The organism is Nocardia niwae NBRC 108934 = DSM 45340, assembly GCF_001613465.1.
In the GTDB taxonomy this organism is placed as follows: Bacteria; Actinomycetota; Actinomycetes; order Mycobacteriales; family Mycobacteriaceae; genus Nocardia; species Nocardia niwae.
Genome location: NZ_BDCK01000028.1, coordinates 54,347 through 79,310, shown reverse-complemented (window position 1 = coordinate 79,310; position 24,964 = coordinate 54,347). Strand labels below are relative to the sequence as shown.

Here is a 24,964-nt window from a genome sequence, read left to right as displayed (position 1 = left end):
GGAGATGCGCGTTGTCGTCCAGAGCTTCCACCCCCGTATCGGAGATCCTGCGGGGAATCGCCCGCATAGGTGGTCACGTCACCAAGGAAACGCTGACGCGGCGTCGGGCCCGGAGTGCGAGCGACATCCCGGTGACGGCCCGTGAGGTGACGGTCGAATGGCTGACCGCCGTGTTGTGCGCGGGCCACCCCGGCGCGGAAGTCGAATCGTTCGAGACCCGCGACCGGAGTGCGGGCACGTCCACCCGCTGGAAGCTCGGTGTGGAATACAACGCCGCGGGCCGCGCGGCGAATCTGCCGGAGCAGCTGTTCGCCAAGACGACCGCCGACTTCAAACAGCGCCTCACCTTGGACCTGGCCGGAATCATCGGCGGCGAGCCGGGATTCTTCACGCACTTACGGCCGGCCTTGGACATCGAAGCGCCTCGCGGCTACCACAGCGCCGTCGACTATCGGTCGGGCCGGTCGATCTCGTTGCTCGAAGACATCGACAGCACCAAAGGCGCGCTGTTCTGCACGCCCCGGACACCGATCGACCATGCTCAGATGGCCGATCTGTTGTGCACGATGGCGACCTGGCACGCCCGGTACTGGAACGATGCCGAACTGGAGCAGCATCGGTGGCTGAAGCCGCCGCAGGCGCATTTCGCACATCTCGACCGGTTGATCGGCATGTCGAAACGCGCACGAGTCGGCGCTCGGCGGGCAGCGGCGGTGTTACCGGAAGCCCTGGCGGGCGACCACGACCGGCTGTATCGCGCACTGCAACGATCTCTGGAGATCGCGGGCGCCGGTGCGCAGACGTTCTTGCACGGCGACAGTCACATAGGCAACACCTACATGACCTCCAGCGGGCGGATGGGATTCACCGACTGGCAGGTCGTTCTGCGGGGAAGCTGGGCCTATGACGTCGCCTATGTGGTCGGCTCGGGTCTCGCCGTGCACGACCGGCGAGCGTGGGAGCGCGAACTGCTGGCCGTCTATCTCGACCGCCTCGCGGCCTGCGGCGCACCGGCGCCCGATTTCGACGCGGCGTGGCTGGCCTACCGCCAGCAGGCGCTGTACCCGTACTTCATCTGGTTGGCGACCATCGGCCACAGCGCCATCCAGCCGAAATACCAACCGGACGAGATCAGCCTCGGCATCATCGAGCGCACCGCCAACGCGGTACTGGACCTCGACGCCGTGAAAGCGCTGGAGGAGGGTCAGCCGCGCAAATCATGAGATTCGCTGCGGATTCGCGAAATGCGTCCCCTGGCCGGGCTGCGGCGCCGGGGCGGTGCGTGACCGGCGCTCAGACTTTGCGGTTCTCCGACTTGATCATCCACGCCAGTTTCTCCAGCGACTCGATGACCTGGTGCAGCTGGTCGCTGGTGGTGGGGTCCTCGGCGTCCACGGCGTCGTGCACGGCGCGGATGGTATCGATCGCCGCGTAGGTCCGTGTCGTGATCAAATCGACGACGTCGGCGCTGTGCACCTCCTGGGCGGGGAACGGCGGCAGACTCGTCGTCGCGGCGATGGTGTCGGACCGTCCGTCGGGGACCAGGTCGAGCGCGCGCATCCGCTCTGCGATGGTGTCGCTGCTGTCGCGGGCCGCGTCGACGAGTTCGTCGAGCTGCAGATGCAAGTCACGGAAGTTGGTTCCGACGACGTTCCAGTGCGCCTGCTTGCCTTGCAGGTGCAGTTCGATGAGATCGACGAGCACGCGCTGCAGGTCGGCGGCCAGCCGAGGCGAGCCGGTGAAATTTCGGACATCGTCGGCGAGACGACGATTGGTCTGCTGCTGGGCCTGAGGTGCTGCGGTCATGGTTGCACTCCTTTCCGGATCCTTCGCTGGGAACAACCGCGACCTAGATTGGAATCATTCCAGATTTAACTGTAACTCGGGTCACTCGGCGAGGTGTCGGCGATGATCTGCACACCCTGAAGAACCGCCCGTATCCGGGTGCGCGGGGCTCTATCAGCACGGGACTCCGATTCCTTCGAATTCTTATCCTCGTTCTTCGCCCTCGAGTAAGGCTTTGGCGAGCGCGCGCATCATCGAGGCCTGTTCGCGCTGCAGCTCCTTACTGGCTTCCAGAACGTCGAGCTGCGCGGAGCGTTCGGCTTCGAGCGCGGCTCGTAGCTCGGACTCCCGGGCGTCGAGTTCCCGCTCGACCTCGACAGCTACCACCGGATCGGTGAAATACCCAGCGCGAACGCCGAAGAACCAGGCCAACGCGCTCACAGTGCGCATGGTGGGATCGGTCTTCACGCCGCGCCGCAGCTCACTCAGATGTGATTCGGACAGGTCTCGCCCGCTCGTCATCACATTCCTGTGCTCGGACGTCGACCCTCACACCAGCATGGCATCGAGCGACGTTGCACGCCAACGTCCTTCCCCCTCCAAAGCAATCTCGCTGTGGCGCTGCAGCGAAACTGTTGACTCGAATGACGCTCCGTCGATACGCTGAAGCGCACAACGAAGACACTGAGAAGTGCGTTGCGAGAGCAACCACGGACGGCATCGGCGCACACTCGCGTGCCCGGCGGCCAGGCAGTCGATATGTAGTCGACCGCAATATGGTCTACGCCGCCGTAGTGATCGCAACGTCCGAGGGGGATTGCAATGCAAATGGGGCGCAGTCCATCGCGTGCGAGGCATCGTCGAGCGAGTTCGTTCGAGGTCTGCGGTCGACAACGAAATACCAGAGCTTCCGGGGGGAACATGATCTGCGATATAAGATCTCGAATTTCTACGCAGCGGTTGCCTGCTGCTCATATGGCGTCCTGGTGACGCTCACCCGGTAGTCCGCTCGCGGACTCGTTTCAAGCGCACGCCGCCGTGTCACCGGAGGGTGTTCTGCCTTCGATGCCGATTGATCGAGCGGCGTGCGTCCTGTCTCGGGTAACCACGGCCGGACCGGATGATCGGTGAGCCGTTGGTCTCGGCATCGACTCGGTCACGAGGTAATCGTCGAGAGGTCCGCATTCCGGTCGGTGTCCGGCGGCACACCTTATTCGGAACATCGGAAAGAACATATCTTCACGGGAGCTGACCGAGCCTGCTGTAGTCGGGCTCGCGAGGTTGCCTGCAATTGTATGAACGGGGTTGGGATGAGTCCGGCAACTGGCGATAACGGCGCGTCATTTCATCGGAGTGAGTTCGCGAAGAGACTCACGGCTCTCTATGTGGCGGCGGGCAGCCCATCGCTTCGCATGCTCGCCACCTGGGCGTGCCACAGGGCCGATGAAGCCACGCATTCGGGTCGGGTTTTCTCCGTATCGGCGCAGCGTATCAGCGATTGGAAGTCGGGAAAAAACGTTCCCGCCAATTTCGAAGTCCTGCAACCGGTTCTCACGGTTCTGTTCGATCGCGTTCGCCGGCGGAAGGTGCCGGTGGATCACCGGCTGGTCGACATTCGGTCATGGCGTGAGTTCTGGACACACGTGAACCGGCAACTTACTCGAGCGAGAGTCGAAGGAAATATCCATTCCCTACCGGCGTCGACGAAGTCGGGCGAGGAACGCAGAGCGTCCGCAGCGGTTCCGCGCGGCCGGAGATCCCGTTCACTCGCGTTGGTCGACGGAGCCGCGAACGCGGACCTGGTGTCGCTGCTGGTCTGTGGTCAGACGGCGGTGGATGCGGCCATGTGGGCCGCTGCGGGTCGGGATCCCGCCATGTTGTACGACGGATCGAAGCTGGCAACCGCCTTGAACTACCTGGATATCGCCCTGCATCCCGCACCGATGATGACGCACGCGTTGGTGGTGGATTTTCTTCGAACTTCGTCGATGAGCATCGACATCGACGGGCGCGGTCACAACGACAGGGCCTCCCGTTCATCCTGATCAGTCGGGTGACCCGCGGCCGCCGTCGCATGGCTGCGCCACCCGCCTCCCTTCTCGGGCGCAATGAAATCCGCGTTCCCGATTCCCTCGGGCTATGCGGTCAGCGGCGGCGCGTGCCGCTGACCGGCATCGGGGATCGAGCTCGTCCGTCATCTGGCGCGGGGCGCTGCGGTTTTCCGGACGGTCTCGGCGACGGCTCGGAAGTCCTTTCGCAGGATGTGGGAGTGGTTGCTCGCGACCTTCGCACTCACCTGGATGTTCGGGTTGCGGGCGAGCACCGGATCGAGAGAGGCCCGCACCTGCTCCATCTCCTCCCGACCTCCGCCGAGATTGGCGCCCGTGGCCAGGACGTACCGCACCGGGCAGCTCACGCGGTCCAGAACCGGCGCGATAGCGGCGTTGATTTCGTTGACCTCGATGTTGACCTCGGCGTGCTCGTCGGCGCTCATTCGCGCGGCCAAACCGAACGGGCGCACCAGCGGCAGCGCGAACCGCATCCGGCGGAACAGCTTCCGGATACGCGCGCGACCCTCCTCCCCGGTCAAGCCGTACGGCATCGCGCCGTCCACACACACCACCCCCGCGACGCGGCCCGGATTCCGATCGGCCCAGTGCACGGCGGTCGCCGCCCCGTAGGACCAGCCCACGAGAATCGGTTGCGCCACCCCACGCGCCGCGAGGACGGCATCGACATCACGCAAGCACGCCTCGAAGGAGTAGTCCACCGACTGCTTCGACTTGCCGCGAGCCCGCTCGTCGAAGGTGATGTGCCGGTAGCCATTGCCGAGTTCGGCGATCACGCGCCGCCAGTGCGACTGATCGGCATAGGCGCCGTTGAGGTAGACGATGGGGCGGCCGGTGCCGCCGGTGTCTGTCACGGCCAGCGCCGTGTCGTCGACCGGAACCATACCGGCCCAAGCCGAATCGTTCACGGTGCTGCTCATGTTCGCTGCGCTGTTCATAAGAGCACTGTGGCCGGTCCGGCTGATATCGGGCTGACACCTGCCTGACACGCCCACTGACACGGTGCCCGACGCAGTGGTTTCGGTCAGTGATGTCCTCGACGCAGTGCACGACAGATGTCCGCGCGCCGACGTCGGCGCACTGCTGGTGACCTATCAGCCGGGTGCGGCCAGCTCCGCCGACCGGACGATGCGCCAGCGCGGAATCACCGCCGCGTCCGCAGCCTCCACGTCGTGAGCCGAGTTCGGCCACACCTCGGCGCCCGCGGGCATGCAAATCGGAACTTGCAGCGCTGCAACGCTACCCACCTGTGGCGATGACGGCGTGACCGTCCGGTGACTTTCGAGCGGGCAGCACTCCGGCATCGAGCCGAGTCGGTTCCGAGGCGGGTGCCCGGCCGCCAGTCGAGGGCGGCGAGCTGATCTTGCCGAGGACGCGGCCTCCGTCGCCGACGGTGCAGAGCCGTAGAGGACATCACCGCTGGCGGGACGGACCACGCGGTTCGTGACCTGCGGTCCGTAAATGATTTCCTGCAACGGCGACTGCGGCGGGATGACCGGCGCGATCACCACCGACCGCCCCTGCCAGCAAACTTTTCGCAGGCGGCAGACGTGTCGCGATCTGGCAGATGTTCCAGGAATCGGTGCAGGTCAGAGCGTGTTTTGACTGGTGGCCTCCGTGTGTGCGAGCGCACTCCGACACGAAGCTCGGGAAAGTGTCACGACTGACGGGAACTTGTGCGCGAGAGGGGACTTGAACCCCTACGTCCGTGGACACCAGAACCTAAATCTGGCGCGTCTGCCAATTTCGCCACTCGCGCTTGATGGTACGACCGTCCAAACTCTACCGGGCGTTTCGCCCATTACGAAGCATTGGGAGGGTGTGGCGTACTCGTCAGTAACCTTACCTGGGATTATAACGATTTAGACAAGGCCAACATGAGGGGCGCTCATGTTTCGTACGCGTTGGTAACCCGATGGACCAGCGAGTTCAAACATGAGGCGGAGTCATGTTCACCATCATTCTGGTACGCAAGTGCACGAATACTCCTAAGTAGTGGCAACGCCCGGAGGCAAACGTGAGGATTTCCTCATGATTTTGTGCCATCCTCGCCCGTATCAGGCCGATCACCCGCGATCACTCGTGAACCGGTAGGGACCGGCGTGTCGCCGAGGCATGTCGCATGGAGAAGGAAGTCGAAGCGTCTTGACGATCAACGAGAGCACCAAGACCGAGGCCGGACAGAGCACGAAGGCGGTTGCCGCCGCCGGGAAGGCCGCGTCGGATGGGGCGCGGTCGCCGCTGTTGGATCGTCTGCTCGGCGGCGTTCCGTACGCGCTCGCCTTCGGGGGCCAGGGTGCCCAGTGGCTGAGCGAGCTGGAGGAGATCGGGCGCGACAGTGCGCTGGAGCCGGAGCTGACCGCGCTGGTCAACGAGGCGGCCACGCTGCTCGAGCCGGTGGCGGCGCAGTTGTTGGTGGTGCGCCCGGTCGGCTTCGACCCGATCGGCTGGATGCTGGAGAACGAACTCGCCGACACCGACGAGGGCGAGACCTCGGCGGCTCCGTCCGAGCCGGTGCTGCGGTCGGCCGCGGTGTCCATGCCCGGTGTGCTGCTGACGCAGGTGGCGGCCGTGCGGGCGCTGCGATTGCAAGGCCTGGATCCGGCCGAGCACGCGCCGGTCGCGATCGTCGGACATTCGCAGGGCCTGCTCGCCGCCGCGGCGGTCGAAGCCGGCGGCGCCCGGGACGCGGAGCTGCTCGCGGTGGCTCAGATGATCGGCGCCGCAGCGGGTTTGGTGGCGCGCCGGCGCGGGCTGATGCCGGTGGGCGAGCGCTCACCGATGGTCGCGGTGTCCAATGTCGATCCCGAGCAGCTGCGCGCCGTCGTGGCCGAGGTGTGCGAGGGAGCCGATCCCGCCACGAGCGTGGTGGTCTCGATCCGCAACGGACGTCGGCGCGCGGTGCTCTCCGGGCCGCCCGCGCAGCTGGAGCGGGTGCGCCAGCGGTGCGCGCAGATCCATGACGAGCAGGCGCGCGAGCGCGACGCCAAGACGCGCGGTGGCTCGGTGTTCGCTCCGGTCTTCGAGGACGTGGCCGTCGACGTGGCGTTCCACCACCCGGCGCTGGCCGACACCGTCGACCTGGTGAGCAGCTGGGCGAACCAGTGCGGCCTGGACACCGAGCTGGCGGGCCGGTTGGCGCGGCAGATCCTCGTCGATCCGATCGACTGGGTGGAGGCCGTCGAGGGCGTGATCGCCGCTGGCGCGCAGTGGATTCTGGACCTGGGCCCGGGCGACCTGCTGTCGCGCGTCACCTCGGGCACGTTGAAGGGCACCGGCCTGGGCATCGTCGCGGCCGCCACCCGCGCCGGACAGCGCAGCCTGCTCACCCCGGGCGCCGCGCCGGAGCCCGCAGCCCCCTGGTCGGCGTTCGCGCCGCGCCCGGTGCGGTTGCCCAATGGGCGCATCGTGGTCGAGACCGCCTTCACCAAGCTGACCGGACGCTCGCCGATCCTGCTCGCGGGCATGACCCCCACCACGGTCGACGCGAAGATCGTCGCGGCCGCGGCGAACGCGGGCCACTGGGCGGAGCTGGCCGGCGGCGGACAGGTGACCGAGCAGATCTTCGCCGACCGGGTGGCCGAGCTGCAGAAGCTGCTGCACCCGGGTCGTTCGGTGCAGTTCAACTCCTTGTTCCTCGATCCGTACCTGTGGAAGCTGCAGCTGGGCGGCAAGCGGCTGGTGCAGCGCTCCCGTGCGGCGGGCGCCCCGTTCGACGGCGTCATCGTGACCGCGGGCATCCCGGAGCTGGAGGAAGCGGTCGCGCTGATCAAGGAACTCACCGAGGCGGGCATCGCCCACGTCGCGTTCAAACCGGGCACCGTCGCCCAGATCCGGGCCGTGCTGCGGATCGCCGACGAGGTTCCGGACTACCCGGTGATCATACACATCGAGGGCGGTAAGGCCGGTGGCCACCACTCCTGGGAGGACCTCGACGACCTGCTGCTGGACACCTACGCGGAGCTGCGCAACCGCGCCAACGTGGTGGTCTGCGTCGGCGGCGGCATCGGTACGCCCGAGCGGGCGACGGAATACCTCACCGGCCAGTGGGCGGTTCGGCACGGCTACCCGGTGATGCCGCTGGACGGCGTGCTGGTCGGCACGGCGGCCATGGCGACGCTGGAAGCCACCACCGCGCCAGAGGTCAAGCAACTGCTGGTGGACACCCCCGGCACTCCCGACTGGGTCGGTGCGGGCACCGCGTCCGGCGGCATGGCCTCGGGCCGCAGCCAGCTGGGCGCCGACATCCACGAGATCGACAACGCCGCCTCGCGCACCGGGCGTCTGCTGGACGAGGTGGCCGGTGACGCCGACGCGGTCGCCACCCGCCGCGACGAGATCATCGCGGCGCTGAACGCCACCGCCAAGCCGTACTTCGGCGACCTGGCCACCATGACCTACCAGGACTGGCTGGAGCGCTACGTCGAGCTGGCGGTCGGGCTGGACCGCCGCAAGGACTTCGATTGCGGCAGCGACCTGGGCGACGCGATCGCCGAGGCCACCCGCTCGGTGTGGCTGGACATCACCTGGCGTGACCGGTTCGCGGAAATGATGCGCCGCACCGAATCCCGGCTGCACCCGGCCGACCGCGGCGAGATCCCGACGCTGTTCGCGAGCGACGACGACTTCGAGGACCCGGTCGCGGCGCTGTGCGCCCTGAAGGACGCCTACCCCGCCACGGCGCAGACGTTGCTGCACCCCGCCGACGTCCCGTTCTTCATCGCGCTGTGCAAGACCCCGGGCAAGCCGGTGAACTTCGTGCCGGTCGTGGACGCGGACGTGCGCCGCTGGTGGCGCTCGGACTCGCTGTGGCAGGCGCACGATCCGCGCTACTCGGCCGATCAGGTGTGCGTCATTCCCGGCACCGTCTCGGTCGCGGGCATCACCCGGGTAGACGAGCCGGTCGGCGAGCTGCTCGACCGTTTCGAACAGGACACCGCGTACTCCCTGGTGCGTGCGGGCGTGGCGCCCGCGGCCGTGGACGCGCGCCGCACGGCGGGTATCACCAGCGGCCCGATCGACGCCGTGCTCGCCGCTCCCGACGTGCAGTGGGCCGGGCGCACCACGATCAGCCCGGTGCACCGGCTCGGCGACCTGTCCGAATGGGTCGTCGACGGCAAGGGCGCGGTGCACCCGCCCACCGGCGCCACGCTGGCCGAGACCACCGGCCCCGAGCCGGAGCACGCCTACCTGGAACTGACCGTTCCGCTGCTGGCGGGCAACGCGGTACGCATCCGGATCACCGTGCCCACCTCGATCTACAACGGTGGAGCCCCGGTCGTCACCGAGGCCGACGCCGACGAGGCCATGTCCGCGCTGCTCGCGGTCGCCGCGGGCCAGGATCTGCCGGAGGTCAAGGGCAAGGTCGCGCATGTGAACCTGGCCTGGACGCCGGATCTGATCGCCGACCACGCGGGAGTCACCGGCTCCGGCCTGCCCGCCGCGCTGAGCACGCTCGGCCGCACCGTGCCGGACGTGCTGGTCGGCGCCTGCTGGCCCGCCGTGTTCGCGGTGCTCGGCGCGACCCGCACCGCGAAGGACGAGAGCGTCATCGAAGGCATGCTCGACCTGGTCCACCTGGACCACCAGGTGCACCTCGCCGGCGAGCTGCCCGCGGAGACCAGTGTGCTGGCGGTGCGCGCGGAGGCCGGGGAGACCCTGGACACCGACCTCGGCCGCGTCGTCGAGGTGCACGTGCGGATCACCGCCATGCTGGACAAGCCCGAGACCGGGATGTCCATGCCGGTGCTGGCCACCCTCACCGAACGTTTCGCGATTCGCGGGCGTACCGGCGCGGGCGAACTCACCGATCCGCCGCGCGCGGCGGGCACGGTGTCCGACGCGGCCACCGACACCCCGCGCAGGCGTCGTCGCGACGTGACGATCGTGGCGCCGCGCACCATGCACGCCTTCGCCACCGTCTCCGGCGACCACAACCCGATCCACACCAGCGATTCCGCCGCGAAGCTCGCCGGGCTGGGCAGTCCGATCGTGCACGGCATGTGGCTCTCGGCCGCCGCGCAGCACGTCGTGTCCGCGGTGGATCCGGCGGCTTCGGTCCCCGCGCGGACTCTCACCGCGTGGACCACCCGATTCCTCGGCATGGTTCGCCCCGGCGCGGAGATCGATGTGCGCGTCGAGCGCGTCGCCGTCGACGCGGGCAGCGAGATCGTCGAGGTCTCCTGCCGGACCGAAGGTGAACTGGTGATGACCGCGACCGGTCGCACCGCGGCGCCGAAGACCGTCTACGCCTTCCCCGGACAGGGCATCCAGCGCAAGGGGATGGGGCTGGACGCCCGCTCCCGGTCGAAGGCGGCCAAGGAGATCTGGGACCGCGCGGACAAGCACACCCGTGCCGCGCTCGGTTTCTCGATCCTGGCCGTGGTGCGCGACAACCCCACCTACCTGAAGGCGCGCGGCGTCGAGCACCGGCACCCGGACGGCGTGCTGCACCTCACCCAGTTCACCCAGGTCGCCATGGCGACCCTCGGTGTCGCCCAGGTGGCGGAGCTGCGCGAGGCAGGCGCGTTCGTCGAGGGTGCGCTGCTGGCGGGCCACTCGGTCGGCGAGTACAACGCGCTCGCCGCCGTCGCCGGAGTGCTGCCGCTGGAGGCGGTGCTCGAGGTGGTGTTCCAGCGCGGGTCCGCGATGCACGAGCTGGTGCCGCGGGACGCGCAGGGGCGCAGTGATTACCGGATGGCAGCGATCCGGCCCTCGCAGATCGGGCTGCCCGACGCGGAGGTCGTCGGCTTCGTCAACGAAGTCGGCGAGCGGGTCGGGGAGTTCCTCGAGGTGGTCAACCTGAACCTGCGCGGATCGCAGTACGCGATCGCGGGCACGGTGGCCGGGCTCGACGCGCTGGAGGAGGAGATCGACCGCCGCCGTGCCGAATTCGGCGGCAAGCGGGCGTTCATCCTGGTCCCCGGCATCGATGTGCCGTTCCACTCGACGGTGCTGCGCAAGGGCGTCCCGGAGTTCCGGCAGAAGCTCGAGCAGCTGCTGCCGGTGGATCTGCGCCCCGAGGTGCTGGTCGGCCGCTACATTCCGAACCTGGTGCCGAGGCTGTTCTCGCTGGAGCGGGCGTTCGTCCAGGAGATCGCGGATCTGGTGCCGTCCGAGCCGCTCGCCGCCGTGCTGGCCGACTTCGACAGCTGGGCGGCGCGGCCGACCGAGCTGTGCCGCGTGGTGCTGATCGAGTTGCTCGCCTGGCAGTTCGCCAGCCCGGTGCGCTGGATCGAGACCCAGGACCTGCTGTTCACCGACCCCGCGCAGGGCGGCCTCGGAATCGAGCGGTTCGTCGAGATCGGTCTCGGCGCCACGCCGACGGTGGCCAACCTGGCCTCCCAGACGCTGAAGCTGCCCGCGTTCGGCGGCGCCACCGTCGAGGTGCTCAACATCGAGCGCGAGGCGGCCATCGTCTACGCGACCGACACCGACCCCGCGCCGGTGGACGAGCCGATCGAGGAGCCCGCGGCCGCCGCTGCTCCGGCAGCGGCCGTCGCCGCAGCCCCCGTGGCCGCGCCCACCCCGAGCTCGGGCGGCCCGCGTCCGGACGACATCGCGTTCACCGCCGCCGACGCCACGCGCGTGCTGATCGCGCTGTGGACCAAGCTCCGGCTGGACCAGATCGGCCCGGTGGACACCATCGAGGGCCTGTGCGACGGTGTGTCGTCGCGGCGCAACCAGCTGCTCGTCGACCTCGGCGCCGAACTCTCGCTCGGCGCGATCGACGGTGCGGCCGACGCCGACATGGGCGCGCTGTCCGCGACGGTGGAGCGGCTCGCCCGCACCTACCGTCCGTTCGGCACGGTGCTCACCGACGCCATCGGCGACCACCTGCGCAAGGTGTTCGGTCCGTCCGGCAAGCGTCCGGCCGCCATCGCCGAGCGGGTCACGAAGGTCTGGGAACTCGGTGACGGGTGGGCCAGCCACGTGACCGCCGAAGTGTCGCTCGGCACCAGGGAAGGCACCAGTGTGCGCGGTGGCGACCTGGGCGGGCTGGTCTCCGGCGCGCTGAGTGACGCCGCCTCCGTCGACGCGGCCGTCGACGCCGCCGTGCAGGCCGTCGCGGCCCGTCGCGGCGTCGCGGTGTCGCTGCCCTCCGCGGGCGGTGGCGGCGGTGCGACCGTCGACGCCGCCGCGCTGGGCGAGTTCACCGAGCAGATCACCGGACGTGACGGCGTGCTGGCCACGGCCGCGCGGGTCGTGCTCGAACAGCTCGGCCTGTCCGAGCGGGTCTCCGCACCGGAGGCGACCGAGGACTCTCTGGTCGACCTGGTGTCGGCCGAGCTCGGCTCGGATTGGCCGCGTCTGGTCGCGCCCGCGTTCGACGCTCGCAAGGTCGTCCTGCTGGACGACCGGTGGGCCACGGCGCGCGAGGATCTGGCCCGGCTGTGGCTGGCCGACGACTCGGGCAGCGCGAACGGGCCGGTCACCGGATTCCTCGGGGCGGGCGAGGCTGTTGCCGCCCATGCGAATTGGTGGCGCAAGCGCGCGATGCACGAGGCGCGCTCGGTGCTCGCAGGCCTGTACGAGCGCATCGCCGAGGCGGCGCTGAGCACCGAAGAGCCGGGCCTGTGGTCCTCGGACATCGCGGTGATCACCGGCGCCAGCAAGGGATCTATCGCCGCGGCGGCGACCGGCAGGCTGCTCAGTGGTGGCGCCACGGTGGTGGTCACCACCTCGTCGCTGAACGACGAGCGCCTCGCCTTCTACCGCAAGCTGTACCGCGACAACGCCCGCCACGGCGCGGCGCTGTGGGTGGTGCCCGCGAACATGGCGTCCTACCAGGACGTCGACGCCCTGATCGACTGGATCGGCACCGAGCAGGTCGACAGCGCGGGCGGCGCGAAGATCAAGATCAAGGACGCGATGACCCCCACCCTGCTGCTGCCGTTCGCGGCGCCACGGGTGGCCGGTGATCTCGCCGACGCGGGCGCGCGCGCCGAAATGGAGATGCGCGTGCTGCTCTGGTCGGTCGAACGGCTGATCGGCGGGCTGTCCAAGCTGGGCGCCGAGTACGACGTGGACGCGAAACTGCATGTGGTGCTGCCGGGTTCGCCCAACCGCGGCATGTTCGGCGGCGACGGCGCCTATGGCGAGTCGAAGGCGGCGCTGGACGCGGTGGTCGCCAAGTGGCGGGCCGAGAAGTCGTGGTCGGCCCGGGTCACGCTGGTGCACGCGCTGATCGGCTGGGTGCGCGGCACCGGTCTGATGGGCCACAACGACCCGATGGTCGAGGCGGTCGAGAAGGCCGGCGTGCAGACCTGGTCCACCACCGAGATGGCCGACGAGCTGCTCAAGTGGTGCACCTCGCGGGCCCGTCAGGTGACCGCGAGCGGCCCGCAGCAGATCGACCTGACCGGTGGGCTGGCCAGGGCGAAGCTGGACCTGCCCGCGCTGGCCAAGCAGGCCGCGGAGCAGACGGAGGAGGACACCGAGGACGACGCCGGTCGCACGATCGCCGCGCTGCCCGCGCCGCCGACCGTGACCTGGGCGCTGCCGGTGCCCGAGTGGGGCGAGGTGACCGCGGATCCGGCCGACATGGTGGTCATCGTCGGCGCGGGCGAGCTGGGCCCGTACGGCTCGGCGCGCACCCGCTTCGAGATGGAGGTCTCCGACGAGCTGTCGGCGGCGGGCGTGCTGGAGCTCGCCTGGACCACCGGCATGGTCACTTGGGAGAACGACCCGAAGCCGGGCTGGTACGACGCCGCGTCCGGTGACTACGTGCCCGAGCACGAGCTGGCCGAGCGCTACCACGACGCCGTGGTCGCCCGCTGCGGTGTGCGCCGCTACGAAGACGACGGCGCCATGACCGACAACTCTGCCCCGCTGATGACCTCGGTCTTCCTCGACCAGGACCTGTCGTTCACGGTGGGCGGCGAGGCCGAGGCCCGCGCCTTCCACGCCGCCGATCCGGAGCACACGGTGATCACGCCGGTCGCCGACTCGGGCGACTGGACCGTGACGCGCAAGGCGGGCACCGAGATCCGCGTGCCGCGCCGGGCCAAGCTCTCGCGCACCGTCGGCGGCCAGATCCCGACCGGCTGGGACCCCACCATCTGGGGCATCTCGCCCGACATGGCCGCCTCGGTGGACCGGGTCGCGCTGTGGAACGTCGTCTGCACGGTGGACGCGTTCATCGGCTCCGGGTTCAGCCCGGCGGAGCTGATGAGCTGGGTGCATCCCTCGCTGGTCGCCAATACGCAGGGCACCGGTATGGGCGGCATGTCCTCGATGCGCTCGCTGTACATCGACAACCTGCTCGGTGAGTCGCGCCCGAACGACATCCTCCAGGAGGCGCTGCCGAACGTGGCGCTGGCGCACGTGGTGCAGTCCTACGTCGGCAGCTACGGCGCGATGGTGCACCCGGTGGCGGCCTGCGCCACCGCCGCGGTGTCGGTCGAGGAGGGCGTCGACAAGATCCGGCTCGGCAAGGCCGATCTGGTCGTGGCCGGCGGCTACGACGACCTCGGCATCGAGGGCATCGTCGGCTTCGGTGACATGTCGGCCACCGCGGATTCGGCGGCGATGAGCGCCAAGGGCATCAGCGACCGGTACTTCTCCCGCGCCAACGACCGCCGTCGCGGCGGGTTCATCGAATCGCAGGGTGGCGGAACGGTCCTGCTGGCGCGCGGCAGCGTCGCGCTGGAGATGGGCCTGCCGGTGCTGGGCGTGGTGGCCTACGCGCAGTCCTTCGCGGACGGCGTGCACACCTCCATCCCGGCCCCGGGCCTCGGCGCACTCGGCGCCGGTCGCGGCGGCAGGGAGTCCAGGCTGGCGGCCGAGCTGCGCAAGCTGGGCGTTACCCCGGACGAGATCGCCGTGGTGTCCAAGCACGACACCTCGACGGCCGCCAACGACCCGAACGAGTCGGAGCTGCACGAGCGCCTCGCCACGGCCATCGGACGCTCGGACGGCGCTCCGCTGTTCGTCGTCTCGCAGAAGAGCCTCACCGGCCACGCCAAGGGCGGTGCGGCCGCCTTCCAGCTCATCGGCCTGTGCCAGGTGCTGGAGCAGGGCGTCATCCCGCCGAACCGCAGCCTCGACTGCGTCGACGAGAAGATGCAGGCCTTCCCACACCTGGTGTGGCTGCGCGAGCCGCTGCGGCTGGGTGATCGCCTTCCGCTCAAGGCCGGTCTGGTGACCTCACTCGGCTTCGGCCATGTGAACGGTCTGCTGGCGGTCGTGCATCCGGAGGCGTTCATCCAGGCCATCGAGCCGGAGCAGCGCGAGGAGTACCAGCGCAGGGCGCAGGAGCGTCAGCTGTCCGGCCGGCAGCGGTTCGTGGAGGCGATGTGCGGCGGCGCGCCGCTGTACGAGCGTCCCGCGGATCGGAGGCTCGGCGGGGACGGCACCCCGGCCAAGCGGGCCCGGGAGCTGGAGGCAGACGTGCTGCTCTCGCCGGAGGCGCGCCTGGCGCAGGACGGCGCCTACCGGGCGAACGGCATCGGATGCGCGTAACCGGAAGCGCGGCGGGGCAACTCGCCGCGCCGGGTCCGCGCGCGGGCTCGCCGAGCACGTCGTAGGCTGCCCGCCTATGACGATCCTCGGTATCGGCTTGGACTTGGTGACCATCTCCGAGTTCGCCGAACAGCTCGAACGCGCGGGAACGACCATGCTCCGGGAAAGTTTCACCGCGGGAGAGCGGCGCTACTGCCAGAGCAAAGGGACCGACCCGGCGCGCAGCTACGCGGCGCGGTGGGCGGCGAAGGAGGCGGTGCTCAAAGCCTGGGCATCGTCCCGGTTCGCCCGCCGCCCGCAGATCGGGGACAACCCCTATCCGCTGATCGAGGTGGTCAACGACGCGTGGGGCAGGCCGAGCATCAAGCTGCACGGCCTGGCCGCCGAATTCCTGCCCCGGGTACGGGTTCACCTGTCGCTGACCCACGACGGCGACACCGCCGCCGCGATGGTGGTGCTGGAAGACCCGGGCGAACTGGCAGACCTCATCGAGGGCCGCGACAGCGCCGGATGAGCCGCGCGGTGGTCCCGGCGCCCGCCGGGACCACCGTCATCGTTCGCTGCCGGTGCGCGATTCCTTCTCCGCGACGAGCAGGTAGGCGACCATGAGCCGTTTGAGCTCGGCGACCGCTTCGGCGCTGCTCTGTTCGTCCTGCACCGAGAAGTTGAGCATCGAATAGACCACGTGCACCAGCACTTCGGCCATCATGGTGCGCCGCGCCCGCGGGGTGCGCGGGGTGAGCGGCCGCAGCATCTGCGACACGACTTCGGCGAACTGCTTCTCGTGGATCGCGCCGGTGGCCCGGGTGGACGGCGTGGACTGCATGGCGAGCCACACTTCCCGCCGGGACGGGTCGGTCATCCAGAGGTTGGCCAGGTGGTCGACGAACTGGTTCATGTGCCGCAGCCAGTCCAGCGACGGGATCTCGCCGTGGAAGTCGGCCAGCTCCTGGGAAACGGCAACCAGGTCTTGGCGATTCAGCTCGCAGACGATGACGTACTTGTTGGCGAAGAACTGATACAGCGTGCCGATCGGCACCTCCGCCCTGGCCGCCACCTCTTCACAGGTGAACGACTCGAACCCGACCTCGACGAGCAGTTCCCTGGACGCCTGGAGTAGGGCGTCGAACTTTCGTTTGCTGCGTTCCTGCGTCGGCCGGCGTCGCGGCATGAGCTCCTGTGGGTCGTCCTGCAGCTCCAACGCAGGGTCCAGACGGTGCTTCGACCTGGCCTCCGCGCGTACTTCCACGCATCCAGGCTAACGGTAGGGACAAGCGTGCGATACGCGCATCCGTCGTTCGCGTCTCGGTGACTCGATTTCCGCAACCCATCCGTAACCGATGTGGTGTCGAACACATACCGAGCGCGCGTGCATCGCGACGTGTGTTCCGAGCAGGGGAATCCATGGGGCTCATGGCTTTCGGCAAGCACATGAGCTCGGTCAATGCACAGAGGGAAGGCGTGATCAGTGGTGGCTGAATCTGTGGTGACTCTCGGCGTTTCGACCGAACGCGGTGCCGTGCACGCGGTGGCGCTGGCCGACGGCAAGAAGCTGGCCGACCGGGTGCTGCTGCGCCGGGTGGAGCGAACGGACGGGGACGGTAAAGCGGAGGTGGCCGCGGCGGTCGAGACCGCGCTCGGCGCGCTGGCCGCTGGGTTGGGCTCGGAGCGGGAGATCGGCGGCGTGGCGGTCGCCTACCGGGACCCGGCGGAGCGGCGCGCCATCGTGACCCGGCTGGCGGCCGGGCCGTGGCACAGCGCCTCGATGGTGTCGGTGAAATCGGCCCACCTGAGCGTGGCGAGCATGATGACCTGGCTCGATGCTTACGACAACTTGCTGATCTGCGAGGTGGTGCCGGGGTACCACGCGTTCACCCTGGTCGACCGCGGCCGCCGCCGGGTGCTCGCCGCGGTGGGGCAAGCGGGCCGGGCGACGCCGCGGTCGCTGGGCATGGGCGTCGCGGCCACGTGGGATCAGCTGGAGGCGGCCGCCGCGCGGCCCGACGCGGTGGCATTGATCGGTTCGGCGGGCGCCGGGTCGGCGGTGCTGACCGCGGTCGAGACGTTCGGGGCGCCGGTGATCCCTTGTACGGTCGGAGCTTTCGCGTCCGCTGCCGGGGCTGCGTTGAGCGCGCGGTTGGAGCAGGACGGCTACGCCGGGCCGGTGAGCGAGCCGCAGCGGGGGCGTGGCGGCGTGGCGGTGTTCGCGGCGGCCGGTGTGCTGGCCAGCGGGATGGTCGTCGGCGGAAGCTATCTGTTGAACGATCCCGCACGGCCGACGCCGACCGTCGTCGTGGCGGACGCCCGGATCGAGGGCACCGGTGCCGGGCATGCGGTCGAGCCCGTCGAACCCGCGGATACCGAGGCGGACGGGCCACTCGGCTCCGGGTTCGACGCCTCCACGGCCGGGGTGCAGCTTCCACAGCACAGCTGGGGCGTCGCCCCGCGAAATCTTCCGCTGCCGCTGGTCGCCGCCGACGCCACGGATGGGGCGGCGACCGAGGGCCCGGAGCCGTTGGTGCCGGGTACCGGGGTCCCGTCCGATCGCAAGGTGGGGGCGCCCGACGGCGCGCTGCTGTTCCCCGGCGAGGCGCCGCCGCCCGCCGCGTTCACCCCGGAAGCCGCCGACTGGTGGGACGAGCATCTCCGCCTGATGGCGCAATGGGCGGCCCAGCAGGTCTGGCAGGCCTGAGCCCCCCGAGCCCAGCTCGACCCTCGGCCCGGCGCCCGTGTGGCGCCGGGCTTTTCGCCGCTACACCGACAGGTCGCGGCGCAATTTGGCGACGTGGCCGGTCGCGCGGACGTTGTACTGCGCCACGGCGATCTTGCCCGCTTCGTCCACCAGGAAGGTCGAGCGGATGACGCCGACGACCGTCTTGCCGTACATGGTCTTCTCGCCGTACGCGCCCCAGGCGGTGAGCACGGCGCGGTCGGGATCCGACAGCAGCGGGAAGGTCAGCTGTTCCGCGTCGCGGAACTTGGCCAGCTTGGCTGGTTTGTCCGGCGAGATGCCAACCACGTCGATGCCGGCGCCGTCCAGGTCGGCCAGATTGTCGCGGAAATCGCAGGCTTGCTTGGTGCAGCCGGGCGTGCTCGCGGCGGGGTAGAAGTACACGATCACTTTGCGACCGCGGTAGTCCGACAGCGAGACGTTCTTGCCGTCGGCGTCGGGGAGCGTGAACTCGGGGGCGGTGTCGCCCGGGGAGAGCCGTTGGTTGGTGGTCACCTCCAGCACGGTATCCGAAGGGGATGACCGGAGATCCTCGCGCGGCCGGTTGAGGCGGCGTGGCGGCGGATAGACTCGTCCGCGAGCCCCGGGTGCCGCACGGACGGCCGAGCATGCGGCGTGATTCGTGCACCGGGCGCGGCAATCGACAACAGGAGGGTGGAACGTGGCAAGGGATACCGAGCGGATCGAGCAGGAGATCGAGGCCGCCCGCACTCGGCTGGCGAGCACGCTCGACGAACTCGCGGTACGCGCGGACCCGCATCGCATCGCGGACGACACCAAGCAGATCGTGGTCGGGAAGCTGAACGAGCCGAAGGTGAAATACAGCCTGATCGGCGCCGCCGCGCTGGTGGTCGGGCTGGTGCTGCTCAAAATCTTCCGCTGAGCTGGAAAACGACGACACCCGGTGTGGCATCGCCCACCGGGTGTCGTCGTTTCGCGGTCGGTTCAGACCGTCGGGCAGGCGAAGCCGTCGCCGTCGGGATCCAGGTGCGGGCCGTAGCCCGGCTCGCCGCGGAACAGCGGCGCGCGGCCGGCGTTACGGGCGTCGTCGCAGTTGGCGAAGGCGCCACCGGCCGAACCGGTCTGCGACAGACCGGCCGAACCGGTCGCGGCGGAGCCGGTGTCGACGGCGGAGGAGCCGGTTCCGGCGGATCCGGACGGAGGGGCGGCTAGGGCGGCGGGAGCCGCGAGAAAGGTCAATCCCGCGACAGCCGCGCTGACGGAGAGCCGGCGAACGTTCATGTATTCCTCTATGTGGTTGCTGCGGTGGATGGGCGCCCGACCGGACGCCGCATCCACTGTTGTGACGGGCCGCTCTCTTGTCAACCTCGGGGGGATGGAACTAGGGCATTAGGGGATCACACCCATTCTCGTCGCTCAGGCGGTCGTCTCCGCGCCGCGGATGTGCTCCGCGGGGATGTTTCCCATGCGTCCGGCCTGGTAGTCCTCCATCGCTTGGATGATCTCGGCGCGGGTGTTCATCACGAACGGCCCGTACTGCACGACCGGTTCCCGGATCGGCTGTCCGCCGAGTAGCAGCACTTCCAGCGCTCCGGTCCGATTGTCTTGGCGCGCATCGGCTGTCACGCTGATCGCGTCGCCCCGTCCGAAGACGGCCAGCTGTCCCTCGCGCAGCGGCCTGCGTTCCGCGCCGACGGCGCCGCTGCCGGAGAGCACGTAGGCCATCGCCGTGAACTCCTGCGGCCACGGTGTTTCCAGGATTCCGCCGGGCGTGATCGACGCGTGGGCGTACGCGATCGGCGTGTAGGTCGATCCGGGACCGGTGAACCCGCCGACCTCCCCGGCGATGAGCCGCACCAGCGCTCCGCCGTCGTGCGAACTCACCAGGGTCAACTCGCGAGCGCGCAGGTCTTGGTAGCGCGGGGCGGCGAACTTCAGTGCGCGCGGCAGGTTCACCCAGAGCTGGACGCCGTGGAACCACCCGCCCGAGGCGACCATCTCCTCCGGTGGCACCTCGTCGTGCAGGATGCCCGAGCCCGCGGTCATCCACTGGGTGTCGCCCTCGCCGATGACGCCGCCGCCGCCGTGTGAGTCGTGGTGCACCATGGTGCCGTCGAGCATGTAGGTGACCGTCTCGAAGCCCCGGTGCGGATGCCAGGGCGCACCTTTCGCCTCGTGCGGCTCGTAGGCGACCGGGCCCATCTGGTCGAGCAGGATGAAGGGGTCGGCCGTGCGCAGATCCATGCTGGGGAACGGCCTGCGCACCTCGAATCCCGCGCCCTCACGCTGTTTGTGCGCGGTGGCCACGCTGCGGACCGGCCGCTCGCGCAGGGTCGCGTCGGGGCGTGGCAGGCGTGGCAGGACCATGATGTCGGGGACGGTGACGGCGGGCATCGGAACCTCCTGAGGGAGTTGGTGTCCATGTCAACCAACGATGACTACACTTCATTCCCATGGTCCGGTGGTTGAGTGACGACGAGCAGGCGACCTGGCAGGCCTATGTGCGGCTGCGCCAGCGTTTGGACGGGGCGATTTCCGCCGGGCTGGCCGAGGACGGCCTGTCTCTGGCGGACTACGAGCTGATGGTGGCGTTGTCCGCCGCCCCGAACGGCTGTCTGCGCGCCAAGGAACTGGCCGCCGAGGTGTGCTGGGAGAAGAGCCGGTTGTCCAAGCATCTGGCCAGGATGGACGCGCGCGGCCTGGTCGAGCGGCGGCCCGCCGAGGAGGATGCGCGCGGCATCATCGTGCAACTCACGCCGGAAGGGCGCGTGGCGCTGGAGCGGGCCGCCCCGAACCACGTCGATCTGGTCCGTCGCGTCTTCGTGGAGCCGATGACCGCGCACGAGGCTCAGGTGCTGCGCGCGCTGGCGGAGAAGGTGATCGCCGAGGTGGAGCAGGTGACCGAACTCGGCGCGTGAGCGCGGGCGCCGCGCTACCCGGTTTCGCTGTCGTGTCCCCGCCATCGGCGCCACCACCGGCGACGGCGAGCTGTCACCTCGTCGTCCTGCGCTCGCGTGGGCACGGCGATCCGGCGGTTCGGCTGCTCGCGGCTCGGCCGCGCCGCCGCGCGCGCTGTCCGCCACTGCTCGACGATGTCGTCCGCGTTCACCGGAGCGATCGGCACGAACGGCCCTTCCGGCATCCGCAGCCAGTCCACGATGCGTTTGTTGAGTTCGCTCACGGCCGCCCGCACCTCGCGTTCGCCGGTCGCATCGCGCACCTCGTCGGGCAGGTGCTCGATATCACGTCGCAACAGCAGCGACGGTGGCAGCAGCGCCTCGCTGCCGACGCCTTCGCGACGCAGATATCCGCGCAGCCACCAGTCCTCGTCGTAGGCCGTGCCCGCTCCGGGAATCGGCTTGCCGGTGCCGGACAGGTTGTCGAATTCGCCGCGCTCGGCCGCCTCGCGGATCTGTTTGTCGACCCACGATTCGAAGGTCTGCTTCGGCGGCTTGCGCTCGGTCATCGCGACGGCCGGGGCGGCGGATACATGGCTCTACTCTACGGAAATCCGTAGTAGACGTGGAAAGTCTTGCAGCGGTGTGGTTTTCGTAGACAATCAAGCCCACGGCCGGATGGGCGGTTTCACCCAGAGCAGCTTCTCGTCGGTGTGCTCACGCCGGGCCGCGGGATGTGCCGGATGGCGGGCGGCCCAGGCTTCCTTCTCCGTCAGTAGCCGGGCCACCGTCGTCCAGGTCTCGTCGGTGCTCGGCGGGTTCGTCGCGGCGGCCCTGGCCAGTTTGCGCCGGACGGACGCGGGCATCGCGAGCACCTCGGAACCGGTGATGCCGCGGTGCCAGAGATAGCTCGCCAGCCGTCGCGCTTTCTCGGCGCGGCTCTTGGCCGCCGCGTCGTTGTGTGCGTAGTCGGTCACGGCATGTCCATGGGGTCGCAGGTGCATCGACCCTAACGGACGCGGTCGGAGTGGTCCGTCGGTGACCTGCGCTGGAGAACGCCACAGCCTCCCCATCGGCGGATGGGGAGGCTGCGTGGCGGTGTGGCTCAGTACGCGCTGTTGACGTAGTCCATCGAGCCGTAGCGGTGCGCCGCGTAGTTGCAAGCGGCGACGATGTTGGCCACCGGATCCCAGATGTCGAAGGGCGTGCCCGCGACGTGGTAGGTGGCGAAGGTCGGGTCGATCACCTGCAGCAGGCCCTTGGACGGGATGCCCATGGCGGCATTGGAGTCCCACAGGTTGATGGCCTGGGGGTTGCCGGTCGACTCGCGCATGATGTTGCGGTGGATGCCTTCATAGGTGCCCGGGATGCCGTTGGCCTGCATGATGTCGAGCGCCTGGCGGATCCAGCCGTCCAGGTTGTCGGCGTAGACCGGCGGGGCCGGGGCAGGCATCGGGGCCGGTGCCGGCTCTGGGGCGGGAGCCGGGGCCGGGGCGGGCATCGGCGCGGGGATCGCCTCCGCGACCGGGGCGGCGGTCTGCTCGGCGGCGGGAGCAGGAGCAGGCGCGGCCTCGGCCTGCTGCTCGGCCACCATGGCGATGCGAGACGGGACGCTGTCATCGGCAACGGACGCCGCGGAGCAGGCGGCCACGGCAACGACACCGGCGGCGGCGACCGCGACGGTGACGGTTTCGCGGAACGAGGGGCGGCGAAGGGTGGAAAGGCGTCTGTCAGGCATTGCGAATCGGTTCCTTGGTCGGGGACTTACTCGATCCGGCCGCAGTTGGGCAGCACGGATCCTGCGGCGTACGCTCGTGGACGCGCGCCGAAAACGGCCATGTGCTGTTGTGTGGTTTTGTTGTGGGGGACGCTCAGGTCCCCGGAACGCGACGCGGTTCGTGCGGCGCCGGATCGCCCTCGTCGGGGCTCGGCCGCGGTGTCGCGCGGGACTTCGCATCTCGATGCGAAGAGACGGGCGGAAGTAGGTTCGCGGGTCCGTTGCCGGATTCCGCTCCGCTGATCACTGGGCGGGCAGCTGCCTGCCGGGTGATCGTTACCGAATCGGTGTCTACAACTCCTCGGGCTGACCAAACTTCAGGTCGCTTTGTGACCTGATTGCAGAATGGTCACGCTTGGTTAACAGAGGGTGAACGAATTCTGAATGGCAGGTGTTGACGATCTTGGAAAGCCCAGGATGCGGTAGCCGAATCGTTATCCGAGCTGGGAGTTTGCCGGTAAACCTCTTGTGCTGTACATCACAGAACTTTTCGGCCGGATAGCTGGATTTCGGCGGCTCGGCAGGCGTATCGCTGTCCGAATTGAGACTACTGGTGCATCTGGGAAAACGTCCAGGTCACGGTGATGTCACGATGGCCGACTCGCTGCTGAGACGAGAAAACCGTGCCCTTGCCGACGAATGGTGGCAAGGGCACGGTTCTCGTGTGGTGCGCCATCAGGGACTCGAACCCCGAACCCGCTGATTAAGAGTCAGCTGCTCTGCCAATTGAGCTAATGGCGCGTGCTCCGTGTTCCGGTGCGGGACAAACCTTAACAGGCCGGGCCCGCAGAAGTGAAATCGTGCCCTGACCGGCGACGATGTGATGCGCTTCCGCGCCGGTAACACGTGGGATCGCCCGGTTGATCTACAGGTGGTAACGCTGCAGTGACGGACATGGTGTTCACATTGGCCTGGACGTGACGCACTGGCAGAATGTCCGATTGTGGTTTCGACCGCCCCGCGTACACGGCGGGGTGAGCGGCGTGGCGGTCGGGAGACTTTGAAACGGGGTTGAAATGAGCGTTGGTCTAGGTCGGCACAAGCGCAAGCCGGCCACACGCTGGTCGATGCGCACTATCGCGGGACCGGTGATCCTCGTCGCGGTGGCCGCGATGGCATTGACGGGATGTTCGGCATCCGACGCCAAGGATGCGGCGCAGGTGGCCATCGATCGCAACCCCATCACGGAATTGATCAAGCCCAAGCTGATGTCTCCGGTGAAGGACGGTGAGGTGGGCGTCTCGCCTGGCGTCCCACTGGCGTTCAAGGTGGAGGACGGCAGGTTCACCAACGTGACCCTGGTCAGCCCGCAGGGCAAGGCGGTGGAGGGCAAGCTCGCCGCCGACGGGCGCTCGTGGGAGACCACCGAGGTGCTCGGGTACGGGAAGACCTACCGGTTGAAGGCCGATGCGATCGGGCTCGGTGGTGCGAACTCCGCCACCCTGAGCTTCACCACGAGTTCGCCCGGTAACCAGACCAAGCCCTACCTGGTCCCGGGCGAGGCGGAGGTGGTCGGTATCGGCCAGCCGGTGGCCGTCCAGTTCGACGAGAACATCCCCGATCGAAAGGCCGCGCAGTCGGCGATCAAGATCACCACCGAACCGCCGGTGGAGGGCGCGTTCTACTGGGTGAACAATCGCGAGGTGCGGTGGCGTCCGGAGCATTTCTGGGCGCCGGGGACGAAGGTCACCATCGACGTGAACGTCTATGGGCGTGATCTCGGTAACGGTCTGTACGGGCAGGACAACATCCACTCGTTCTTCACCATCGGCGACGCGGTGATCTTCACCGCCGACGACAACACCAAGCAGGTGACCGTCGAGCAGAACGGTCAGGTCATCCGCACCATGCCGACCTCGATGGGCAAGGACAGCACGCCCACCGACAACGGCATCTACATCGTCGCCGACCGGCACGAGAAGATCATCATGGATTCCTCGACCTACGGCGTGGCGGTCAGCTCGCCGGACGGCTACAAGACGCCGGTGGATTTCGCGACGCGACTGTCCTACAGCGGCATCTTCTTCCACTCGGCGCCGTGGTCGGTCGGTGCGCAGGGCTACAGCAACACCAGTCACGGCTGCCTGAACCTCAGCCCGGCGAACGCGCAGTGGGTCTTCCAGAACGCCAAGCGCGGTGACATCACGATCGTGAAGAACACCGTGGGCGGCACCCTCTCCGGCGTGGACGGCTTGGGTGACTGGAACATCCCGTGGCCGGTCTGGAAGGCGGGCAACGCGGACGACAATCGCTGAGCCGAAGCCGAACGCCGAACGGGCCA

At 68.8% G+C, this 24,964-nt stretch carries 19 protein-coding genes and 2 tRNA genes; 9 read left to right on the top strand and 12 right to left on the bottom strand.

What is annotated here, in order from left to right; translation table 11 throughout:
* Positions 1-11 precede the first annotated feature (11 nt).
* Positions 12-1,223 (top strand): aminoglycoside phosphotransferase family protein, encoded by a 1,212-nt coding sequence (locus NNI01S_RS20215; RefSeq protein ID WP_245676290.1) that lies wholly within the window; start codon positions 12-14, stop codon positions 1,221-1,223.
* 70 nt (positions 1,224-1,293) lie between these two features.
* Here the strand turns inward: NNI01S_RS20215 and NNI01S_RS20210 are convergent, their stop codons facing one another.
* On the bottom strand, positions 1,294-1,806 hold the full coding sequence (locus NNI01S_RS20210) for a Dps family protein (RefSeq protein WP_063021674.1): 513 nt from the start codon (positions 1,804-1,806) through the stop codon (positions 1,294-1,296).
* A 183-nt stretch (positions 1,807-1,989) separates the two neighbouring features.
* On the bottom strand, positions 1,990-2,307 hold the full coding sequence (locus NNI01S_RS20205) for a hypothetical protein (RefSeq protein WP_063021673.1): 318 nt from the start codon (positions 2,305-2,307) through the stop codon (positions 1,990-1,992).
* Between the two features lie 788 nt (positions 2,308-3,095).
* Here NNI01S_RS20205 and NNI01S_RS20200 point away from each other — a divergent pair.
* Positions 3,096-3,830, top strand: coding sequence for a hypothetical protein (locus tag NNI01S_RS20200; protein WP_169813001.1), 735 nt, complete (start codon positions 3,096-3,098; stop codon positions 3,828-3,830).
* A 149-nt stretch (positions 3,831-3,979) separates the two neighbouring features.
* On the opposite strand, the gene NNI01S_RS20195 is transcribed toward NNI01S_RS20200, so the two are convergent.
* A complete protein-coding gene (locus tag NNI01S_RS20195) occupies positions 3,980-4,792 on the bottom strand; it encodes an alpha/beta fold hydrolase (RefSeq protein ID WP_245676289.1) in 813 nt (270 codons plus the stop codon).
* A gap of 64 nt (positions 4,793-4,856) precedes the next feature.
* On the opposite strand from NNI01S_RS20195, the gene NNI01S_RS34635 reads away from it, so the two are divergent.
* A complete protein-coding gene (locus tag NNI01S_RS34635) occupies positions 4,857-5,030 on the top strand; it encodes a hypothetical protein (RefSeq protein WP_157114878.1) in 174 nt (57 codons plus the stop codon).
* Positions 5,031-5,531: 501 nt separating this feature from the next.
* Here NNI01S_RS34635 and NNI01S_RS20190 read toward each other — a convergent pair.
* Positions 5,532-5,613 (bottom strand) — tRNA-Leu (locus tag NNI01S_RS20190).
* A 386-nt stretch (positions 5,614-5,999) separates the two neighbouring features.
* On the opposite strand from NNI01S_RS20190, the gene NNI01S_RS20185 reads away from it, so the two are divergent.
* Together NNI01S_RS20185 and acpS are read left to right on the top strand one after the other, a co-directional pair.
* On the top strand, positions 6,000-15,317 hold the full coding sequence (locus tag NNI01S_RS20185; RefSeq protein ID WP_063021671.1) for a type I polyketide synthase: 9,318 nt from the start codon (positions 6,000-6,002) through the stop codon (positions 15,315-15,317).
* 76 nt (positions 15,318-15,393) lie between these two features.
* A complete protein-coding gene (gene acpS / locus NNI01S_RS20180; protein ID WP_043721202.1) occupies positions 15,394-15,831 on the top strand; it encodes a holo-ACP synthase AcpS in 438 nt (145 codons plus the stop codon).
* 36 nt (positions 15,832-15,867) lie between these two features.
* On the opposite strand, the gene NNI01S_RS20175 is transcribed toward acpS, so the two are convergent.
* Positions 15,868-16,488 (bottom strand): TetR/AcrR family transcriptional regulator, encoded by a 621-nt coding sequence (locus tag NNI01S_RS20175; protein ID WP_223522150.1) that lies wholly within the window; start codon positions 16,486-16,488, stop codon positions 15,868-15,870.
* Positions 16,489-16,785: 297 nt separating this feature from the next.
* Between NNI01S_RS20175 and NNI01S_RS20170 the strand changes: the two genes are divergently transcribed.
* The gene (locus NNI01S_RS20170; RefSeq protein ID WP_063021670.1) at positions 16,786-18,009 is read left to right on the top strand and encodes a hypothetical protein; all 1,224 of its coding nucleotides are present in this window, start codon (positions 16,786-16,788) and stop codon (positions 18,007-18,009) included.
* 60 nt (positions 18,010-18,069) lie between these two features.
* On the opposite strand, the gene bcp is transcribed toward NNI01S_RS20170, so the two are convergent.
* Positions 18,070-18,543, bottom strand: coding sequence for a thioredoxin-dependent thiol peroxidase (gene bcp, locus NNI01S_RS20165; RefSeq protein ID WP_040865424.1), 474 nt, complete (start codon positions 18,541-18,543; stop codon positions 18,070-18,072).
* A gap of 166 nt (positions 18,544-18,709) precedes the next feature.
* Here bcp and NNI01S_RS20160 point away from each other — a divergent pair, with 166 nt between their 5' ends.
* Entirely contained in the window at positions 18,710-18,931 is a 222-nt protein-coding gene (locus NNI01S_RS20160) for a DUF3618 domain-containing protein (protein ID WP_040865367.1), read from the top strand.
* Positions 18,932-18,993: 62 nt separating this feature from the next.
* Here the strand turns inward: NNI01S_RS20160 and NNI01S_RS20155 are convergent, their stop codons facing one another.
* Positions 18,994-19,290, bottom strand: coding sequence for an excalibur calcium-binding domain-containing protein (locus tag NNI01S_RS20155; protein ID WP_040865425.1), 297 nt, complete (start codon positions 19,288-19,290; stop codon positions 18,994-18,996).
* A 135-nt stretch (positions 19,291-19,425) separates the two neighbouring features.
* Positions 19,426-20,403: a pirin family protein gene (locus tag NNI01S_RS20150; RefSeq protein ID WP_063021669.1), complete on the bottom strand. Its 978-nt coding sequence runs from the start codon at positions 20,401-20,403 to the stop codon at positions 19,426-19,428.
* A gap of 71 nt (positions 20,404-20,474) precedes the next feature.
* Here NNI01S_RS20150 and NNI01S_RS20145 point away from each other — a divergent pair, with 71 nt between their 5' ends.
* Positions 20,475-20,927 (top strand): MarR family winged helix-turn-helix transcriptional regulator, encoded by a 453-nt coding sequence (locus NNI01S_RS20145; RefSeq protein WP_357992255.1) that lies wholly within the window; start codon positions 20,475-20,477, stop codon positions 20,925-20,927.
* A gap of 14 nt (positions 20,928-20,941) precedes the next feature.
* Here NNI01S_RS20145 and NNI01S_RS20140 read toward each other — a convergent pair whose 3' ends face one another.
* From NNI01S_RS20140 to NNI01S_RS20125, 4 genes are all read right to left on the bottom strand, one after another.
* The gene (locus NNI01S_RS20140) at positions 20,942-21,475 is read right to left on the bottom strand and encodes a DnaJ family domain-containing protein (RefSeq protein WP_063021667.1); all 534 of its coding nucleotides are present in this window, start codon (positions 21,473-21,475) and stop codon (positions 20,942-20,944) included.
* A 93-nt stretch (positions 21,476-21,568) separates the two neighbouring features.
* Entirely contained in the window at positions 21,569-21,910 is a 342-nt protein-coding gene (locus NNI01S_RS20135) for a hypothetical protein (RefSeq protein WP_063021666.1), read from the bottom strand.
* A 101-nt stretch (positions 21,911-22,011) separates the two neighbouring features.
* Positions 22,012-22,644 carry a transglycosylase SLT domain-containing protein gene (locus NNI01S_RS20130; RefSeq protein WP_063021665.1) on the bottom strand — a complete coding sequence of 211 codons (633 nt, stop codon included), beginning with the start codon at positions 22,642-22,644 and terminating at the stop codon, positions 22,012-22,014.
* A 704-nt stretch (positions 22,645-23,348) separates the two neighbouring features.
* Positions 23,349-23,424, bottom strand: a tRNA-Lys gene (locus NNI01S_RS20125).
* Positions 23,425-23,750: 326 nt separating this feature from the next.
* Between NNI01S_RS20125 and NNI01S_RS20120 the strand changes: the two genes are divergently transcribed.
* Entirely contained in the window at positions 23,751-24,938 is a 1,188-nt protein-coding gene (locus tag NNI01S_RS20120) for a L,D-transpeptidase (RefSeq protein WP_084489045.1), read from the top strand.
* The last annotated feature ends 26 nt before the right edge of the window (positions 24,939-24,964 follow it).

Excerpts from the sequence above, each read along its gene's own strand:
- NNI01S_RS20210 (WP_063021674.1), bottom strand. The coding sequence starts at position 1,806 with ATGACCGCAGCACCTCAGGCCCAGCAGCAGACCAATCGTCGTCTCGCC.
- NNI01S_RS20205 (WP_063021673.1), bottom strand. The coding sequence starts at position 2,307 with ATGACGAGCGGGCGAGACCTGTCCGAATCACATCTGAGTGAGCTGCGG.
- NNI01S_RS20200 (WP_169813001.1), top strand. The coding sequence starts at position 3,096 with ATGAGTCCGGCAACTGGCGATAACGGCGCGTCATTTCATCGGAGTGAG.
- NNI01S_RS20195 (WP_245676289.1), bottom strand. The coding sequence starts at position 4,792 with ATGAACAGCGCAGCGAACATGAGCAGCACCGTGAACGATTCGGCTTGG.
- acpS (WP_043721202.1), top strand. The coding sequence starts at position 15,394 with ATGACGATCCTCGGTATCGGCTTGGACTTGGTGACCATCTCCGAGTTC.
- NNI01S_RS20175 (WP_223522150.1), bottom strand. The coding sequence starts at position 16,488 with ATGCCGCGACGCCGGCCGACGCAGGAACGCAGCAAACGAAAGTTCGAC.
- NNI01S_RS20155 (WP_040865425.1), bottom strand. The coding sequence starts at position 19,290 with ATGAACGTTCGCCGGCTCTCCGTCAGCGCGGCTGTCGCGGGATTGACC.
- NNI01S_RS20150 (WP_063021669.1), bottom strand. The coding sequence starts at position 20,403 with ATGCCCGCCGTCACCGTCCCCGACATCATGGTCCTGCCACGCCTGCCA.
- NNI01S_RS20140 (WP_063021667.1), bottom strand. The coding sequence starts at position 21,475 with ATGACCGAGCGCAAGCCGCCGAAGCAGACCTTCGAATCGTGGGTCGAC.
- NNI01S_RS20135 (WP_063021666.1), bottom strand. The coding sequence starts at position 21,910 with ATGCACCTGCGACCCCATGGACATGCCGTGACCGACTACGCACACAAC.
- NNI01S_RS20130 (WP_063021665.1), bottom strand. The coding sequence starts at position 22,644 with ATGCCTGACAGACGCCTTTCCACCCTTCGCCGCCCCTCGTTCCGCGAA.
- NNI01S_RS20120 (WP_084489045.1), top strand. The coding sequence starts at position 23,751 with ATGCGCACTATCGCGGGACCGGTGATCCTCGTCGCGGTGGCCGCGATG.